Origin of the sequence: Lactobacillus sp. ESL0263, from assembly GCF_003692845.1 — a bacterium.
In the GTDB taxonomy this organism is placed as follows: Bacteria; Bacillota; Bacilli; order Lactobacillales; family Lactobacillaceae; genus Lactobacillus; species Lactobacillus apis.
Map to the genome: position 1 here is coordinate 78919 of NZ_REHL01000001.1, position 18883 is coordinate 97801.

The window sequence follows — 18883 nt, forward strand, 5'->3', positions numbered from 1 at the left end:
AGTGCCTCCTTGCTGTGCTAGTCAGCCAGCTTATTTCAGTAACTGTATAAAGTTTAATACTTAGACTTGACTCTAAGTCAAATATAAAATTACTTTTTTATAGTTAAAAGTTAATTTTATTCGATTTAAACTATAATTATTATAGTGATAGAAATAATGATGTGACACAGTTAAGGAATTGAAGATGACAATTGGTGAACTACTGAAGAAGTTTCGTGTTAAGCAATTGAAAACGCAAAAAGAATGGGCTGCGGGAGTGGTTACGCCCTCTTATTATTCAAAGGTTGAGAAAAACCTGCATCGTATAACAGCAGAGGATTTGATTGCAATTTTGCAGCTTAATCACCTTAAGCCGTGGGAATTTTTTAATCAATTAGATGAAAATCAACAAGCGCAGAATGTTGCGTTTAATGAAATTGAAGAAGAAGTAAATCGAGCATATTATCAAAACAATCCTAAAAAAATTGAAGAGATTCGCCAATACGTGGAGAATAGCGATATTGAGAATAAGGACAAATTATTGCTACTGATCGATTTTAATTTGGCTGACACGCTGAATAATGTAGCCGAATTGAGTGATACGAAAAAAGCGCAGTTAAAGAATTGGCTTTTTGAACAAGATGATTTTGATGAAAGAACTCTACGTATGTACATTAACTTTATCTCAATTTATGATTTAAAAAGCAACTTGAAGATTGGCAAAAAGGTAGCAGAAAAATTAAAAGGTACAACAGAAACGCGGAAACAGGAGGATCTCTTAGGTGTTATTATCAATATCTTGATTGTGTGTATTGAGCAAGGAGCCTATGACGAAACTGGATATTTTGTTAAAGCTGCCGAGAATATCAGAATAGTGCCAAAACTATTCTTTTATAAGAACATGCTGGTCTTTTTAGAAAATATGATTAACGAGCACTTTGACCATCAAGAAGAGTATGTGGCTAAATGCCAATGGGCAATCAAAAATTTCGACTTACTAGGAATGCCTGAATATGGTAAAGAAGCAGAACGTTTTTTTAACGAATATCAGTAAAATGAATAATAGTGCTAAGATAAGAATAAAATAGTTAAGCTTGAGCATAGAAGGGATGATTTTATGAAAATAGGTTTTATTGGAACAGGTGTAATGGGTAACGCAATTTGCCTTAATCTGTTAAAGGCTGGTCATGATTTAGTGGTTTATAACAGAACCAAGAGTAAGACTGATAACTTAGTTGCTCAGGGTGCAACTTGGTGTGAGAGCCCTAAAAAAGTTGCTGAGAATGCCGAATTAATCTTTACGATGGTTGGCTTTCCAGCTGATGTTGAGAAAGTTTATTTCGGTGATGAAGGTATTTTTCAGGCCGCTGTTAAGGACAAATATCTAGTTGATATGACCACTTCAAAGCCTGCACTAGCTCAGCGTATTTTCCGTGAAGGGGAGCAACAAGGAGCAAAAGTTTTGGACGCACCGGTTTCAGGTGGAGACTTAGGAGCTAAAAATGGTACTTTGACAATTATGGTCGGTGGAGATGAAGCAGCTTATCAAGATTTGGAACCAGTCTTTAAAGACTTTGGCAAAACCGTGCATTACTTTGGTGCTGCAGGAGCAGGTCAGAATACAAAAATGGCCAACCAAATTATGATTGCTGGAACAATGACTGGAATGTGTGAAATGCTCGTCTATGCCAAAAAAGCAGGTTTGGATCTTGAATCTGTACTAGAGACAGTTGGAGCAGGTAGTGCTGCTAATTGGAGTTTGAGCAATTATGGTCCACGTATCTTGAAGGATGATTATACACCTGGCTTTTTCAGCAAGCACTTCTTAAAAGACTTGCGCATTGCCTTGGAAACTGCCAAAGAAATGGAGCTTGAGTTGCCAGCTACTAAAGAGGCAGAAAAATTGTATGAAACCTTGGTTGATGAGCGTGGTCTAGGTGACTTGGGCACACAAGGCTTGATCAAATTATGGTGGAACTAATATTTAGTTCAAAAACAAAAAGAGCAGTTTCAGATTTGGAACTGCTCTTTTTTATGAGTAAGTATAAGTGAATTTTAAGTTAATTGATTTTACTTTTGACTTCTTCTACGCCGTCTAAAACGTTAGCATAGCGTGCCAAAATGAAAAGGTAGTCTGATAAACGATTAATATATTTTAAGCAAGCAGGGGCTAATTTTTGCTGCTCATCATTTAATTTAGCCATTGCACGTTCTGCTCTCCTAGCAACCGTACGAGCATAATGCAAATGGGTCGCGGTAATCGAACCGCCCGGCAAAATAAAGTGGGTAGTTTTTGGAATTTTTTGATTAAGCTCGTCTATTTGTTGTTCAAGGAATTCGACTGTAGCCACCGTTATTTCTTCGTGTCTTTTAACAGCAATATCGCTTTCTAATTCATATAAATCACGTTGTCGATCTTGCAGTGGGTTAAGAAATTCTTGACACTGATCGGATAAGTTAGCAATTACAACACCTAAATATGAATCTAGTTCATCGATGTCACCAAGTGCTTCAATTTGTAGGTCATACTTAGGTACCATTTTACCGGTGACTTGCTTGGTGTAACCTTGGTCGCCGACTTTGGTATAAATTTTGATGGTCATAAAAGCCTCCGTTTGTAGTGATCTAGTGCAACATTAAGTGGTTTATATAGAATGGGGTAGAAGACTAAGTTGCCGACTGCATGGTAAGTATCAAAAACCAAGCTTCCAGCCCAGTAGGCTAGAAATGCATTAAAGCCACCAAAAATCGACATCCCGAAGTCTACGAAACAACCGTATTCCCAACCTAAAAAGGCAGCAACGACTAATTGATAAGTAAAGTGCTTTTTTAACGGCGTAAATTTTGCCAGTAATGCAACAGTTAAAACGCAGCCGCCATAGGCTAAGACCTGTGAGATGGTCCAAATGCCGAAGCCTAAGTAAATGTTAGAGACTACCATGGTCAAAATGGCTAGGGCAAAGCCGAAGGTAAAGCCCATGTTTAACGTTACGATTACCAAAATATCAGTAACTGGCTGAACGTTTGGAACTGGAATAATTTTAAAAATGCGTAAGGCTACGCACATGGCAGTTAAAATAGCAAGCAGTGCTAATTTCTTGGTTGAATCATGCATGATTGCTGATTAGTCGATCTTTGCTAAAGTGAATTTAACCTTATCTTTGTTAGCTACTTTTTGCTCTGCAGCACCTTTAGAAGCAAATTTGCCGTTGATAGTGTAAGTCCAGTAAACCTTTTTAGCTTTATTTTGACTCTTACCATCGATTGAAGTGATGAAGCCATCAGTACTCTTTACTTTCCAAAGCTTCTTAAGACCTTGCATAACAGTTGAGTGCTTAGGCACTTTAACGCTTTTAGTCTTGTAGTTTTTATTATTTACTTTAAGGGTATAAGTAACGCGAACTTTGCTTGCAGCATCAACTTGTTGAACATTTTGGGTGCTACCATATCCAGCAACAGTGAAAGTAAAGATAGTAGCGATCCCGGCAAGAACTGATAATTTATTTTTTTTCATGATAAAACTCCTATTTTTAATACATAAATTTAGATTATTTAACTGGACAAGCACCCGATTCACAATCGGTTTGATCAACTAGCTCGATGTCTTTTTGATCATCATGTTGTTCAGCAAAGACAGTAGCAACATCGCCAGATATTTTGGCTTTGCGCTCCTCATATGTTTCCTTATCAATTGGTTCTTTTGGCGCTTGCTCCAAAGATCCACCATAGTAAGGAAGAAGAGACGTTGACTTAATGACGTTACGATATTGCTTAAATAAAGAGGTGATTTTGTCCCCTTCATCGCTTTGGAAAGTAACAGTACAACTAACCGCATTATCGGACCAGTAGGTTTGTAAAAATGCTTGAGTTGCAAACTGTTCTTCAATTGAAACAGTACCAGCAGAAGCAAAGTTTTTGCTGTCTGCATGAGCTGCTCTTAATGGAAATTCCACACAAATAGTATTTGGTGAATAGATATCTGGTTCTGAGTAGTAACCACAAGCATCAAGGGCCTTGAGTAAAGGATCTGAAGCTTGGAATCTGATTCTTTGAATTAGATAGCCAGCGTAGTGGAAGTGCATACCTTCAGAAGCACCTGCAAGTTTAGCAACAGTACCAGATGGTTTAACAGTGGTGTGTTTGATAGAAGGATTGCAATTTAAAGCCTTACTGTAGTCTTGATCGGCATCAATTACTGCTTGATATGCTTCTTCGACCATTTTGATTCCCTTAGGATCATAAATTGGCTTTTTAATTTTTGCGCCTGTCTCTTCGTCGATACTGTCTTCAAAGCCGGTAACAACCCGATGACCTAAATCATTTAAGAGCCAATCTTGGATACCTGACATTGAAACACCGATTCGTCTGTTCTTGTAGATGATGTTGCGGGAAACTTCCCAGTCATATTCACTAAAAGTTACACGCTTGGTATAACGGGTAGCCAGTTTGAAGACCTCTTTTAAGTCCCAGCCTTGTTCTTCAGCAATGTAAGGAAAAACTTCAAATAAGTTACATGGCTCACCGTTGGCTAATGAAATCTCACCACATGGGTTTGTTCCTTCAACTTCGCCATCAATACCTTCTTGATAACCATCAATAATACGGCCGTAATTACGTGACAAGTCTAAGTTAACAACACCAGGTTCACCGTTTTCTCTAATACCAGCGGCAATTGGCTCGTATCCATCGAATTTAGCGTCAATCGCAACACTATTGTTTGAAGCCCAACGGTGATGATATAGCTTATCTTTATCTTGCTTCATTGTGATGAAATCTTGATCATCGTTAGAGCCTAATGCTAATTCAGCAGACCGTCTAACATTTCCTGCAACAACAGTTTTCCCAATTAAGTTGCAAATGTCTGTGCCATCAACTGAGGTGATTTTTGTACCAACGCGATTATTGATAATATCGTTAATCTCAAACAGCATTTCGACCAATGGCATTGGGCCAGAAGCAGTACCACCAAAACCGTGAATTTTTGCACCGTAAGGACGAATACCACTGATGTCTAAAACCAACTTCTGTTTATTTTCAGGATTGGTCTCCTTAAAGTGCATATCGATTAAACGGGCATTAGCTAAAACCCAACCTTCACGGGTGTCGGGTAAATTGTAATAGATATAGTCATCCGAATTCTGATTTTGCTTTACCCACTCACTTTTATCAGTTGCTCCAAGCTTGACGGAGTCGTCATAAGAAGCACTAGCCTTGTCGATTACAATCGTTAAATCGATTTTATTGTCAACTGAGGGAATTTTTTGGATATTGTCCTGAACGACGGAAAAGCCAACGCCGCCACCTTTCATCAATTGGTCAAAGACGAAAGAAAATGGCATTGAAAGAGCTTCTTGATTTTTGTCCAAATAATCAGGCACGATATGACTATCACCATATTTCTGTGGTTTGATAGCAATAAACCAGCAATTGTTTAAGGAATCACCATTACGTCTTTGGTAATCAGTCCCAGAAACCCACAAGTTCCGCCCTGACGGAGTAGAAGCAAGGCCATAAATAAGCTTGAATAAACGCTTAGCTTCGTCTGTCAGTTCCTCAACCACATCTTCAGAAGGCGAATCAGTTAAGCGTGGATCAAGGTTAATGTTGCCTTCCACAACACGCTTAACTGTTTCGTCCCATTCTTCAGCGCGATTATATTCAGGAAGCCAGCGTGCATAAGTCCGCTTGTACGTGACCCAGCCAAGTTCTCCCCAGTGAGGCGAAACATTTTGTTTCACTTGATCAATATAAGCCTGATCCAAGCTTATTCTTGCATTTTTCATATACAAAATATCTCCTCATAAAATAACATTTTGTTTCACATACACATCATGTATGGTGTATAAAAAGACTATAACACAATATCTTGTATTTACCAGCGGATATGCAGCAGCCAAATCCGAACAAAAAAAGATGATTTAAGGCAGCAGTAGGAGAAAAAGATTTTCAAAAAAATCATATAGCAATCGGCGTATAGAAAAAGCACAATAAACTAAAAAAGCTTATTGTGCTTCAAAAAGATTAATAAAAAAGAGTTAACGACCAATTGCTGTAAAGAGCAGGAGAAGTATTCCTCCCAAAATAGCAAAAGGAATTAGTAAATGAATAAAGAAAATGAAGATTAAACCGCATGCCAGTATAAATAATAAAATTTTAATTATCCCAACACCTAGTTTAGCCAGTGCCCAGATCAATGCAAAAATTAGTAATAAAGTAAGCATACTAGTATTTCCTCCTGATTTATTTGGTAAGCAATTATACCTCAAGCGCATTTACTTAAAATGAGTTTTACCTAAATTTAACAAAAAGATAATTATGTTTTTTATGAGTAATTTACTGGTATAATATTTTTCCATAGCAGTATTTATTTCCCGGGAAATAATTGGAAAGGATGAAAAATACTTGCGTTTTAGACAAATTATTTTTGATGTAGATGACACACTAATCGATTTCGCGGATACGGAGAATTTCGCGCTCCATCGCCTTTTTAACGCGCACCACTGGCCACTAACAGAGGACTTACAGCGGCGTTACCACTCATATAATCAAAGTTTATGGCGTCAGCTTGAAACTGGTGCATTAACATATGATCAATTGAGTGAAATGGTTTTTCATAATTTTATCAAAGAAAACTATCATATTAATGTTGATGGACTTGCCGTTATGGATGAATATCGTTCATACTTCAGTCAAGCTTATAAGTTGCTACCTGGTGTAGAAGATACGCTTCGTTTTGCCAAAAAGAGTGGGTACGAGTTGACCATTTTAAGTAATGGTGAAGCCTATATGCAACGCCATCGCTTAGAGCTAGCTGGAATTAAGAACTATTTTAATTTAATTATTACTTCTGAAGAAGCAGGTTATTCAAAACCTGATGCTCGAATTTTTGATTACTTTTTTGACCGGGCGGAATATGGCCCTGAAGAAACAGTATTTTTTGGAGATGGTTTACAATCAGACATTTTAGGTGCAGAAAACTATGGTTTTAGCAGTGTCTGGTATAACCATCGCGGGCGAAAAAATAACATGAATTTACATCCTCTGTGTGAAGTGAAAACATATCCCGAATTCGTGAAACTGTTAAAAAATGACTTTGAAAGAATTAATTAGCAATTTGTTAAATTTGATGTGGCAGCATATATATTATTCGATATAATATAACAGAGGTGAAAATAATGACTGTCAAAATTAGTTCTTTAAATGATAGATATTTTTTAAATAACGGAGCTAAGATGCCTACTATAGGTTTCGGAACTTGGCAAACACCAGACGGTGATGTTGCCAAAAACTCCGTTATTGATGCAATTAATGCGGGGTACCGTTTGATTGATACTGCTGCTGCTTACGGCAATGAGGAGAGTGTCGGTAAGGGCATTAAGGAAAGTGGTATTAACCGTTATGATTTATTTGTTACAACTAAATTGTGGAATGATAAGCATGGCTATCAGGAAACAATTCAAGCAATTGACGAAAGTTTAGAAAAACTAGGGTTAGATTATCTTGATCTGTACTTAATTCACTGGCCAAATCCAAAAGCAGTGCGTGATCATTGGGCAGAATTAAACGCAGAGAGTTGGCGCGCAATGGAAGATCAGTACAAGGCAGGAAAGCTTCGTGCGATTGGGGTTTCAAACTTTAGACGTGAGCACATGGATGAATTACTAAAAACCGCTTCTATTCGTCCAGCTGTCAATCAAATCTACTTAAATCCGAGTGATATGCAGGAAGACGTTGTTTCATATAATAATGAACTTAACATTTTAAGTGAAGCATATAGTCCATTAGGAACAGGCGGCTTAATTGGAAATAAAACTGTTAGTGAAGTGGCTGAGCATTATGGTAAAACTCCTGCTCAAGTACTCTTACGTTGGTCACTTCAACATCAGTTTGCACCACTTCCAAAATCTGTTCATACTGATAGAATAAAAGAAAATGTAGATATTTTTGATTTTGTAATCGATGAAGAAGATATGAAGACTTTGGACGGTTTGCATGGTGCTGCTGACCTTGCAACTGATCCTGATAAAACAAACTTCTAAAGTTAACAATTAAGGTGAAGAGCAATGAAAATAGGATTCATAGGTACCGGTAAAATAGGTAAAGCAATTATTTTGGGTTTATTGCAAGGAGATATCGCTAACCAAGATATTTATGTTTTTGGTGGTGGACATCCATCAGCCGAAAAAGTTGCAGCTGAATTGCACTTGAATTTAATTAATGACTATGCAGACTTTAAAGAATGCCAGGCTGTCATTGTTGCAGTGGGTGGTTCAGTAGTGGAAACTATTTTTGAAGAACTTGGTCAAAAATACCATGGCATTATCTTATCCACTGGTGGTGGTGATTTAGAAAAGGTAAACCATGAATTACCTAATGGCTCTTCTTTTGTCAAAATTGTTCCAAATACACCAGTTCAAATCGGTGAAGGAATTACGGCAATTAGTTTTGCTGCAGGAGAAAAGCCTGAAGTAATCAAGACTGTAAAAGATCTGTTTGAACAAATGGGTGATGTTTACGTTGTACCAGCCGACTTATTAGGCATTTATGGTACTGTCGCAGGTTGTACTCCAGCATATGTTGATTTAATGATCGAAGCGCTGAGCGACGCAGCTGTTCAAAATGGGGTAAAACGAGCAGAATCCTACCAAATCATTGAAAAAATGCTTTTAGGGACTGCTAAATTAGCATTAACTAGTGGTAAGTTGCCTGAAGAATTAAAAGATGAGGTTACTACTCCTGGTGGCTCTACCATCAGAGGCGTTAATAAGTTAGAAGAAAAAGGTTTTCGTGGAGCATTAATTCAGGCACTTAATGCTTCGGCTAAGTAAAAATTAGCAAGATTACTTAATTATAGGAAGACAAAATAAAAGGCACCGAGTAAGTAAAATCGGTGCCTTTTATTTTGTCTATTGTTTACTTAGCTTGGTAATCCGCTAAATTGATTACCTGGTCATACTTGTCTAAATCAGCAACTTGATAGTGATGAATTACTTCTACAAAGGTTAAATTTGAATCCAATAATATTTGATGAATTGCGGCTGAAGTGGCTTGGTCAAGCGAAGCGTTGATTTCATCAAGTAACAAAATTGGACGTTTTGATAAAATTGCTCTTGCTAATTCAATTCGCGCTAATTGCCCACCAGATAGCTTGTCGGCATTATCCCCTAATTGATAATCAAAGCCTTTCTCTTCTACCATGGTATCTAACTCTAATTGCTTGCAAACTTGCTCAACTTCATCCACAGGTAGTTTTTCACCTAACGTTAAATTGAACCAAAGTGTATCAGCAAAAATAACCGGTGATTGACTGGAATATGCAAATAGATTTGATATTTGATCAGCTTTGACTTTTTGATTATCAATTAAAATATTTGCTGCTGTTCCAAATTTATTAGACATCATAAAATACAGCAAAGTGGACTTACCACTGCCAGAAGGTCCAATAACTGCTATCTTTTCTCCAGGTTTAATAGTTAAATCAAGTCCACCGAAAAGTTGTTTTTTGTCCCTTTCTAAACAGATATTTTGCCAACTTGCTTGTTTAGTGAAAGTACAGTTGACTGATGACTCTTTGGTATCTGCCAGGTCTAAATAATAATTAACCTTTTTTACAATATCTTTAGTCGTTGATAAGTGATTGCGTTCTTCTAAAATTTGCATAATTGGTTTAATAAACGAATTTGCTAATTGAACAATTGCAAATAGGACTCCCATCGTTGTTTGACCGTGTAATACCATTAACCCACCTAAATAGGCTGGAATAACAAACGTACCATAAATTCCTACAAAGCCGACAATTGTTTGAATATTATTACTCAGCAGATTCATCTTACACAGAGTTTCTTCTAATTTTGAAACTTTTGGTAAATTTGAAGCCACAGCATTAGCTTGCTTGTGATATAGCTTTAATGAATCGGTTCCTGCTAAGATGTTTTTTATTTGACTGACATACCTACTATTAGCTTCGGTCCACTGATTTGAAGCTTTACGTATCGGCTTTTGTAATAAACCTGAAGCTAGTATTGGAAGAGCAGAACCGATTAGGAAAAATATCGTCAAAATCGTATTAATATATAATGCGTAAATTAATGAAATCACAACTGTCACAAAATAAAAGGCAATATTAATTTCGGCATTAAATCGGTTAGTTTCTAACAATTTAAAATCATTGGTTAAAAACCCTAAAGCTGAAGCATTATCTTCTTTAGACGTTTCTAACATTCCTGCGAGAATTTTGGTTCTCAAACTGGTATTGACTTCCTGAACAGCATTATTTTTTAAATAATTGTAGCCTAACTCAGCTACTAAAACGATTAAGAATAAAATTAGGGCAACTAAAAACATGTGAGGAAGCGCATGCAAGTTTTTATCCGCTAATGCATTTGTCATAGTTTCTAACACGTAAGCCATCACGATATTTTGTGTGCTAGCAATTATGCCAAGTATTACAAGCGCTGCAAGCTTCCATTTATTATAATATCTAACAATCATAATTTCTCCTTGCCTAGTATTAGTAGTAATTGCTTATTTTAAATCATTAACTAATAATTAAATTTCGGTATTCACTAGCTCCTATCCAGTGATTAGGAGAAGAAAAATAAGTTGTTCTAAATTATTGTAGAAATCTTTCCGATAATTAAAAGTACCTTCTTTAAAACTGATAATAAATTCATCATTTTAATATAATACCATTATTTATATTAAAAATTAAATATTTTTTAATTTTATATAATGTATTTGCTGTTTTTAACTACTCTTAGCAAAATTACTTAATAATGAAAGACAAAATAAAAGGCACCGAATAAGTAGAATCGGTGCCTTTTTATTAAAGTCAAATCATTAAATGTGTTTAAGAAGGGAAATAAGTTTTTATGAAATTAAAATTCTTTATCCAAATCAACTGGAGTGTCAGGAGTTTCACCCTTGATTAACTTCAAGTTGTTGTCAAATGAGTTGATAACCATGTTACGAACAGCGTGTGTTGTGTAGAATGCTGTGTGAGGAGTTACCAAAACATTTGGACGAGCGATTAAGTCAGCTAAACGCTTGTCAGGTAATTCTTTATTAGAGAAGTCTTCGTTGAAAATACCAACTTCATCTTCATAAGTATCCATTACGAAACCGAAGATCTTGCCTGAGTCAAGGCCACGAACAACTGCATCAGTATCAACAAGAGGACCACGTGATACGTTAACAATAACAACGTCATCCTTCATCTTATTGATTGATTCGTCGTTAATCATGTGGATGTTTTCAGGAACATCAGGTACGTGAAGTGAGATTACATCAGATTGAGCGTAAAGTTCATCTAAAGTATCTACGTAGTAGCCCTTCTTCTTAAGAATAGGGTTTTGGAAAATATCGTAGGCAATAACTTTTGCGCCAAAGCCTTCCATAATTCTCATGAATACTTGACCAATGTGACCAGTACCAATAACACCAACAGTTTGGTCACGAACTTCACGACCGATTGTAGGTGCCCAACGGAAATCATGCTTAGCAAGCTTTTCGTCCATAGCCTTATCTTGACGTAAAACTCTAGCTGCTTGAATAGCTGCATGTTCAGCAATAGCATCTGGTGAGTATACAGGGACATTAGTTAATTTAAAGCCAAGTTCCTTAGCCTTCTTTAAGTCAATGTTGTCGATACCAACGTTACGGATTGACCAGTTACGAATACCAAGTCTGTCTAAAGCTTCAATTGTGTCAGCTTTGTAGTCTAATTGTTGGTAAGTAACAACACCGTCAGCACCCTTAGCTAATTCAGCAGTTTCAGGTGTTAAAAGTTGATCAGTGTATTCAACATCAACATCTCTGTGAGCGTCGCTCCACTCGCGAACATAAGGCTCTTCGTCTTTACGAATCGCATAAGCATAAATTTTAGTCATAAAATCTAACCTCCAAAAATCGTTATTACTTTCTCTTGTGCTATTATACACTTGTGCTAACTGAATTAAAAATATAAAAATGTGAAAAAGATAATTTTCGGAAAAAGTTGATTTTCTAACAAGCGCTTACATTTATTGAGTACCAACTAATTAAGCTAGAATACTCATTTAAATAAGTTTTTCTAAAAGTCGTGAAATTGGTAACAATTTTTCTTTTATGTAAATAGTGCAACTTTTAATAATATTAGGTAAATTTTTCAATGAATCTTTGTGCCAGTCATAAAAAACTATATAATGTAGAAGACGGTTTTAAAAGGAGAAAAAAATGATCTTAATTTCATGGAATATTGATTCATTGAATGCCGCTTTAACGGGGACCTCTTCAAGAGCTGAGGAAACACGAAAAGTTTTGGCAAAAATACATGATCAGGATGCAGACATTATTGCAATTCAAGAAACTAAATTGCGTGCAACTGGTCCAACTAAAAAGCACTTAGAAGTTTTAGAAACGGAATTTCCTGAATATGAAATAGTGTGGCGTTCTTCAGAAGAGCCGGCACGTAAAGGTTATGCTGGAACAATGTATCTATACAAAAAGGAACTTAAGCCTGAAGTGACTTTTCCAGAAATTGGTGCTCCAGAGCCAATGGACCAAGAAGGTCGCATTATTACATTAGAGTTTCCAGAGTATTTTGTTACCCAAGTTTATACACCAAACTCTGGTAATGGCTTGAAAAGATTACAAGAGCGTCAAGTTTGGGACGAAAAATATACTGAATACCTAAAAACTTTAGATGATAAAAAACCAGTTTTGGCAAGTGGTGACTATAATTGTGCGCATGAAGAAATTGATTTGAAGCATCCAGATAATAACCATCATTCTGCTGGCTTTACCGATGAAGAGCGTGCAGGCTTTACTAAATTGCTTAATGCTGGCTTCACTGATACTTTTAGAGAAATTAATGGTAATGTTGAAGGTGTTTATTCATGGTGGGCTCAAAGAATTAGAACTGCCAAAGCCAATAATTCTGGCTGGAGAATAGACTACTGGATTACAAGTAACAGAATTGCTGACAAGGTAAAGCGTTCAGAGATGATGGATACTGGCGCACGTGCCGATCATTGTCCAATTTTGCTAGATATTGATTTATAAAACATAGATTAAAAGAAATCCATGAATTTGGATTTCTTTTCTTTTTATTTATTACATATAGAAGGTTTTGAGGAAATTAGATGAATAAACCGTTGCAAGATGCGATTCTTAATGGCTTATATGATCAAACGTATCCGGGGCATGAACTACTCAATCCGCAGCTTTTGCAGAATACAAAAGACTCTAATATCTGGTTAACTATTAGGCAAGAACTTTTGAGCTGCCAAGGCTTTATATGGGCGGTTGCATTTATCACGCAAGATATGCTTGTGCCATTCAAAGTAGTAATGGCTGATTTAGCTAAAAAGGGTGTCTCGGGAACTTTAATTACGGGTGATTATCTTGCCTTCAACGATCCAAAAGTTTTCCATGAACTCTTAAAAATTGAAAATTTAACGGTAAAAATCGCTTCTCCACGGGGTTTTCATGCCAAAGGCTACCTTTTCCAGCATGAAAATTGGCAAACAGTTGTCATTGGTAGTGCAAACTTTACTCGTTCGGCATTACTCAGTAATTATGAATGGGCGTTAAAAGTCAGTTCCAAGGAAAATGCTGCATTAGCGGAGCAGCTTGCAACTGAACTGAAAAAGTTAAGTCAAGAGAGTCAGTCGCTATCACTGGAATGGCTGAAAAATTATGAAGATAATTGGGTAAAACCGGTTCAATATCAGTCAAGGAAATCCCAAAAAGTAGCAGCTAATCAAATAATTGAGCCAAATCAAATGCAAAAGGCTGCATTACAGGAATTAGATGGTTTGGTTGAAGAGGGTAAAAATAAAGGGTTAATTGTTTCAGCGACTGGAACAGGTAAAACTTATTTGGGTGCTTTTGCTGTGCGTAATTTTAAGCCACATAAATTTTTGTATGTGGTACACCGTGAGCAAATTGCTAAAAAGGCACTAGATAGCTTTTATCAGGTTATTGGCGGGGAACGAAAAAATTATGGGTTATTGACAGGTCATAAGCATGATTTAAATTGCCAATATACTTTTGCAACAGTTCAAACGTTGAGCCAACCTGAAGTACTGGATAATTTGCAGGCAACTGAATTTGATTACATTTTAATTGACGAAGCACATAGAGCGGCTGCACCGAGTTACCAACGTGTTTTTGATAAATTCACGCCTAAGTTTTGGCTGGGAATGACTGCAACCCCTGAGCGTATGGATAACCAGGATGTATATCAGTTGTTCGATTACAATTTAGCCTATGAAATTCGCTTGCGTGGGGCATTAGAAGAAAAAATGCTTGCACCATTTCACTATGTTGGGGTTGAGGATTACGAAGTCGATGGCGAAAGCATTGATGAAACGGCCAATCTCCGTCGTTTATTAGCACCCAAACGAGTGGACTACATCTTAAAGCAAATTGATTATTATGGCTACTGTGGTGACCAAGCTAAAGGATTGATTTTTTGCAGTAGACAAGAAGAAGCACGCGAGCTAGCAGAAATTTTTTCAGCTAAAGGACATCCAGCAATTGCGCTGACTAATGAAGATAGTGAAAAAAGAAGACTGCAAGTCGTGCACCAACTCGAAGAGGGAAAAATTGAATATATTATTACAGTTGATCTCTTTAACGAGGGAATCGACATTCCGGCACTGAATCAGATTGTGATGCTGCGTAATACGCAATCAAGTATTGTGTTTATTCAGCAGCTTGGCCGAGGTCTGCGTAAGTATCCTGGAAAAGACTATGTAACTGTCATTGATTTTATTGGTAACTATAAAAATAATTACCTAATTCCGATTTCTTTGAATCAAGACGACAGTAGAGACATTGACCGTGTGCGCGAAGAGAGTACTTTGCCTGGCTTTATTGATGTTTCAACAATTAACTTTACGCAAGTTGCTTCCAGCAAGATATTGGCATCGCTCGACCGAATAAAGCTCGATAGCATAAAGGAATTGCGTCAGTCTTATATTGAGCTAAAAGAAAAAACGGGTAGACCACCGCTTTTATATGATTTTTATCGTTATGGCTCGACTTCGCCTGAAGTTTTTGCTAACAACCACGCTTTGGCTCATTACGGTGAGTTTTTAGCTAAAATGGGCGAGCCGATAAAGTTGACTGAATATGAGAGTGCCGTTTTATCGTTTGTAACGAAAGAACTGCTGAATGGAAAAAGACCGCACGAACTGCTACTGCTCAAACAATTATTGACAGACAAGTCAGTCAGTCAAACTGAGTACGAGCAGGTGCTGCGCGATTATGGCGCGTATGTTAATTCTGCTGTTTTAAACTCAGTTGATGATATTTTGACATTGAATTTCTTTGATATTAAGCAAGGAAAGACTACCAAGAAAGAGCAATATGGCGATCAAGCACTTATTGAACGACCAGATTTATTCACTTATCAACTAGCGCCGCAATTAGAGGAAGCACTTAATCATAACCAGCAGTTTAAGCAATTGTTTACCGATGTTGTTAAAACTGGTTTGGCGCTTAACCAAAAGTATGATGACCAAAAGCAATTCACGCTTTACGAGCAATATGATCGAAAAGATGCTTGTAGGCTGCTTAATTGGCCGAAGGATGTTTCTGCACCAATGTATGGTTATCGTGTTGATAAAGATGAAACGCCGATTTTTATTACTTATAAAAAGGACTCATCAAAAAAGCGGAATGCTGTGTACAACAATACTCTAGAAGACGGTCGCTGCTTAAGATGGTACACGCGCTCGCCACGTCATATAGATTCTGATGAAGTTCAAAGATTATTGAATACACCCGAAATGAAGCTTCACCTATTTGTTAAGAAAAGTGATGCAATTGGTAAACAATTTTTCTATCTTGGCCAAGCGGAAATTCAAAAAGAGACCGTTAAAGAAGAGCAATTAGGTCCAAAGAAAAAGGCTGCGGTTGGAATGAATTTGCTACTTAAACATCCACTTGAAGCCAAAATGTATGAACTACTATTTGAAGAATAAGAAAAAAGCTTCTTTATGATTAAAGAAGCTTTTTTAAATAGATAATTTATCTTGAAACAAATGTATTAGGCTTGATGTGCTGAAGGATTTCGTAGCCTACATCTTTTTCGTCGTTTTCAACATCATTAGTCTGATTTAAAAACATGACAATGCCGTTTTGATTATCGGTTGTTAGTTGAACCCAAGTACCAAAGTGAAGTCCATAGAAGCTACCATAAGCGGATTTGAGAGTTTCTTTATTTCTTAAATACATTCCGCCACAGTAATCTGTAGCCTTACTCTTCAAGTGAGTTAAGTAGTAAAAATCATCCTTACTTAGGATACTACCGTCACTTAAGCCAACCTGTATTTTGTAATATTCGTCTGTTGTGGTAAATAAGTTACCGGCACCAGGAATTTGGGAGGCAAGACTGGCTTTAACGTAACTAGACTGCTGGTAGTTCTTGCCGCCATTTGAATAGTAAGAAATGGGATCTGTTATTCCCTTAGGGATGCCTTGATAAAGGTATGTTCTTTGTAAGTTAAGCTTTTTAACGATGCGGCTTTCAAAGTTATCTTCATAAGACTTTCCGGTGACTTGGCGAATGATGCCAGCAAGCAAAATGTAGTTACTATTATTGTAATGATAATTACCTACACTATCTGCTTTAGAAGCGTTAATATTTTTAACAACCCAGTCAATTGAGTCTGCTTCGGAATAAACAACACCCCGATCAATTTCGGTTTGCGTAGCCGTAATACCAGAAGTATGTGACATTAGATTGCCCACCGTAATATTGTTAGCATTTTTTAAATTAGGATACCAACGTGAAATCTTTGTATTTTGGGTAAAAGATTGATCTGTATTTTTGGTTTCATTAATTAGTTGAACAATCATTGCGGCAGTAACTACTTTTTGTAATGAGGCGGACGGATAGGTAACATTTTTACTGCCATTACCGATGCGTTTGCCGTACCAAGCATAGCCATAACTAATTGTTTGTGGCACACCATCTTTTACCACAGTCACAATGCCACGAACATGATGCTTTTTAAAAGTATTCCTAACAAAATTGTACATTTCGGTTTGACTGTTAGTTGTGGGTGCCGCGCTAACCGAAGTAGTAGAAAGAGCAGTTGACGCGGAAGCACCAATAACTAATGCTGTAGCCAAAGCGATAAATTTACGTTTCAAGATATAATATTCTCCCTTACAGTTATTAAGATGTATTATAGAACGTTCGCTTTAACAAAGATATGTGAAAAAGGTTAATTTTCGTTAACAAAGCGGATAAAGTTTAAACTATTAAAGCAACAATGTAATATTTGCAGGAGCTATAGAAAATTAGACATTGAGAAAAGCATGGACTAAAATTGGCTATAAAAGCTACGGTTAATAAAGTTTTAAGATATATGAGGTATATCAATGCAAAAAACTATTAAAGTACTTGTTAGGTTGACAGCTGGAATATTGTTTATAACTTCTGCAGCTACTTTAACTGCCAGTACTAACCAAGTTTACGCAGTAGAAAGTGCTGACACAAATTCAAAAACTAAAGAAGGATTACTAACACTAAATCATAAAACCCGCATTTACAATAATAAGGGGCAAAAAAGATATTCCTATCTTGGTAGCAACGGCTTATTGAAGAATGGGGCAGAAGTTAAATATGTTGGTACAGTAAAAGCAATAGCTAGTCCAGAAGATAAACGCTATTCATTTCCTGATGATGATTGGAATTGGTTTTATTTACCCTACAAGATAATTAAAGGCGAAGAGTACTATAACATTGGACATGGCGGCTATATTAAAGCTGTGAATGTTCAGAAAATTAACGGTAATTGGATTTATACTAATCAAGTAGTGACAACTACCAAGGCTTGGTTATCATCAACTAATGTACCAGTTTATGACAGCAATGGTAGCAAAACCTCTAAAACACTAAAAATTGGTCAAAAGGTTACCTTAGATAGACAAGCGAATATTTTTGATCTTACTGAAAAAGGTGACGGATATAATGGAGGAACTAACTTCTACAGAATAAAGGGAACCAATGAGTTTATTAACTGCTATCAAGTAGAAAAAATCAAACACACTTTACCAACTTATACCAATTATGCAGATGTATTGTTTATCAATGATGGTTATTTATATAATGCAAAGGGTGAAAAGGTGGCAGAGAAAAATAATAAGCCACGGTATTCTAAAGGAAGTAGTATTACAGTAACTTCCCAAATTAATATTACAGATAAGTCTACTGGTAAAAGTGAACCTTTCTATCGTTTAGCAAATAAATATATAGATTTGGATCATAGAAAGAATAATGAATGCTACATAAAAGCTTCAGATACAAAGATTATGTGGGGAAGAGTAAATGAAGCTACTAAACAAGAAGATAGACAATGATAATGATTAACTTAAACGAATAAAGGCAAGAGGATTTTAAAATCCTTTGCCTTTTTCTTTTAGTCAAATAACCAAATCAACTTAATTATTGTGAGAAATAATGAAGATTCATTTCCTTAAAATCCCTCCAAACGCTGATATAATAACTTTAACATGATTGAAAGAGATAATCATCAGGAATAAATCGAAAAAAGTACTTGCCAAAAAGAGAAATAGTTGCTAGTATTAATAACTGTCGTCAGGACATAGGGCACAACAGCTTGAGGGTTTAGGTGACAAAAAAATCAAGCAAAACCAGTTGACAAAAGTCAGCAGGTTTAGTAAGATAACAAACGCTGCTAAGGCAGGCCGGCGATAACGGTCAGAAAAAAGTTCTTGACAAAGAGAACAAGATCTGATTAAATATCTAAGGCGCTGCAGTAAGCAGCAGGTAGTACCTTGAAAACTGAACAATGTTATCGCAAAAATGTGCGGGTTTAAAGAACCCAAAACAAAAGAGCGAAGTCAATTTCGCAAGCAAATAAATCCGAGATGCAAATCTTGGAAC

Annotated in this window: 16 protein-coding genes; 8 read left to right on the plus strand and 8 right to left on the minus strand. The window is 36.5% G+C overall.

The genetic code is table 11. The features are described 5' to 3' along the window. Window positions 1–184: 184 nt before the first annotated feature. Both F5ESL0263_RS00360 and F5ESL0263_RS00365 read left to right on the plus strand, forming a co-directional pair. Window positions 185–1033 carry a helix-turn-helix domain-containing protein gene (locus F5ESL0263_RS00360; protein ID WP_122033988.1) on the plus strand — a complete coding sequence of 283 codons (849 nt, stop codon included), beginning with the start codon at window positions 185–187 and terminating at the stop codon, window positions 1031–1033. Between the two features lie 63 nt (window positions 1034–1096). Further along, window positions 1097–1960, plus strand: a complete 864-nt coding sequence (locus tag F5ESL0263_RS00365; RefSeq protein ID WP_122033990.1) for an NAD(P)-dependent oxidoreductase — start codon at window positions 1097–1099, stop codon at window positions 1958–1960. 79 nt (window positions 1961–2039) lie between these two features. Here the strand turns inward: F5ESL0263_RS00365 and F5ESL0263_RS00370 are convergent, their stop codons facing one another. The 5 genes from F5ESL0263_RS00370 to F5ESL0263_RS00390 form a co-directional block, all read right to left on the minus strand. After that, entirely contained in the window at window positions 2040–2582 is a 543-nt protein-coding gene (locus tag F5ESL0263_RS00370) for a cob(I)yrinic acid a,c-diamide adenosyltransferase (RefSeq protein ID WP_122033991.1), read from the minus strand. Then, window positions 2579–3094 (minus strand): ECF transporter S component, encoded by a 516-nt coding sequence (locus tag F5ESL0263_RS00375; protein ID WP_122033993.1) that lies wholly within the window; start codon window positions 3092–3094, stop codon window positions 2579–2581. Before F5ESL0263_RS00375 ends, F5ESL0263_RS00370 begins: the two co-directional genes overlap by 4 nt. A 9-nt stretch (window positions 3095–3103) precedes the next feature. After that, window positions 3104–3493, minus strand: coding sequence for a DUF4430 domain-containing protein (locus F5ESL0263_RS00380; RefSeq protein WP_122033994.1), 390 nt, complete (start codon window positions 3491–3493; stop codon window positions 3104–3106). A 34-nt stretch (window positions 3494–3527) separates the two neighbouring features. Next, window positions 3528–5762, minus strand: coding sequence for a ribonucleoside-triphosphate reductase, adenosylcobalamin-dependent (gene nrdJ / locus F5ESL0263_RS00385; protein WP_122033995.1), 2235 nt, complete (start codon window positions 5760–5762; stop codon window positions 3528–3530). A gap of 252 nt (window positions 5763–6014) precedes the next feature. After that, window positions 6015–6200, minus strand: coding sequence for a hypothetical protein (locus tag F5ESL0263_RS00390; protein ID WP_046305789.1), 186 nt, complete (start codon window positions 6198–6200; stop codon window positions 6015–6017). Between the two features lie 181 nt (window positions 6201–6381). Here F5ESL0263_RS00390 and F5ESL0263_RS00395 point away from each other — a divergent pair, with 181 nt between their 5' ends. The 3 genes from F5ESL0263_RS00395 (at window position 6382) to proC (ending at window position 8807) form a co-directional block, all read left to right on the plus strand. Continuing rightward, complete coding sequence (locus F5ESL0263_RS00395; RefSeq protein WP_122033997.1) at window positions 6382–7089, plus strand: YjjG family noncanonical pyrimidine nucleotidase; 708 nt, start codon at window positions 6382–6384, stop codon at window positions 7087–7089. 65 nt (window positions 7090–7154) lie between these two features. Beyond that, window positions 7155–8018, plus strand: a complete 864-nt coding sequence (locus F5ESL0263_RS00400) for an aldo/keto reductase (protein WP_122033998.1) — start codon at window positions 7155–7157, stop codon at window positions 8016–8018. 24 nt (window positions 8019–8042) lie between these two features. Then, a complete protein-coding gene (proC, locus tag F5ESL0263_RS00405) occupies window positions 8043–8807 on the plus strand; it encodes a pyrroline-5-carboxylate reductase (RefSeq protein WP_122034000.1) in 765 nt (254 codons plus the stop codon). Between the two features lie 85 nt (window positions 8808–8892). On the opposite strand, the gene F5ESL0263_RS00410 is transcribed toward proC, so the two are convergent. Then, window positions 8893–10470: an ABC transporter ATP-binding protein gene (locus F5ESL0263_RS00410; RefSeq protein ID WP_122034001.1), complete on the minus strand. Its 1578-nt coding sequence runs from the start codon at window positions 10468–10470 to the stop codon at window positions 8893–8895. Window positions 10471–10856: 386 nt separating this feature from the next. Further along, complete coding sequence (locus F5ESL0263_RS00415) at window positions 10857–11867, minus strand: D-2-hydroxyacid dehydrogenase (RefSeq protein ID WP_122034003.1); 1011 nt, start codon at window positions 11865–11867, stop codon at window positions 10857–10859. 325 nt (window positions 11868–12192) lie between these two features. Here F5ESL0263_RS00415 and F5ESL0263_RS00420 point away from each other — a divergent pair, with 325 nt between their 5' ends. After that, window positions 12193–13020, plus strand: a complete 828-nt coding sequence (locus F5ESL0263_RS00420) for an exodeoxyribonuclease III (RefSeq protein ID WP_122034004.1) — start codon at window positions 12193–12195, stop codon at window positions 13018–13020. 80 nt (window positions 13021–13100) lie between these two features. Further along, a complete protein-coding gene (locus F5ESL0263_RS00425; protein WP_122034006.1) occupies window positions 13101–15950 on the plus strand; it encodes a DUF3427 domain-containing protein in 2850 nt (949 codons plus the stop codon). Window positions 15951–15996: 46 nt separating this feature from the next. On the opposite strand, the gene F5ESL0263_RS00430 is transcribed toward F5ESL0263_RS00425, so the two are convergent. Next, entirely contained in the window at window positions 15997–17124 is a 1128-nt protein-coding gene (locus F5ESL0263_RS00430) for a serine hydrolase (protein WP_122034008.1), read from the minus strand. A 231-nt stretch (window positions 17125–17355) separates the two neighbouring features. Between F5ESL0263_RS00430 and F5ESL0263_RS00435 the strand changes: the two genes are divergently transcribed. Then, entirely contained in the window at window positions 17356–18336 is a 981-nt protein-coding gene (locus F5ESL0263_RS00435) for an SLAP domain-containing protein (protein ID WP_122034010.1), read from the plus strand. Window positions 18337–18883: the final 547 nt, after the last annotated feature.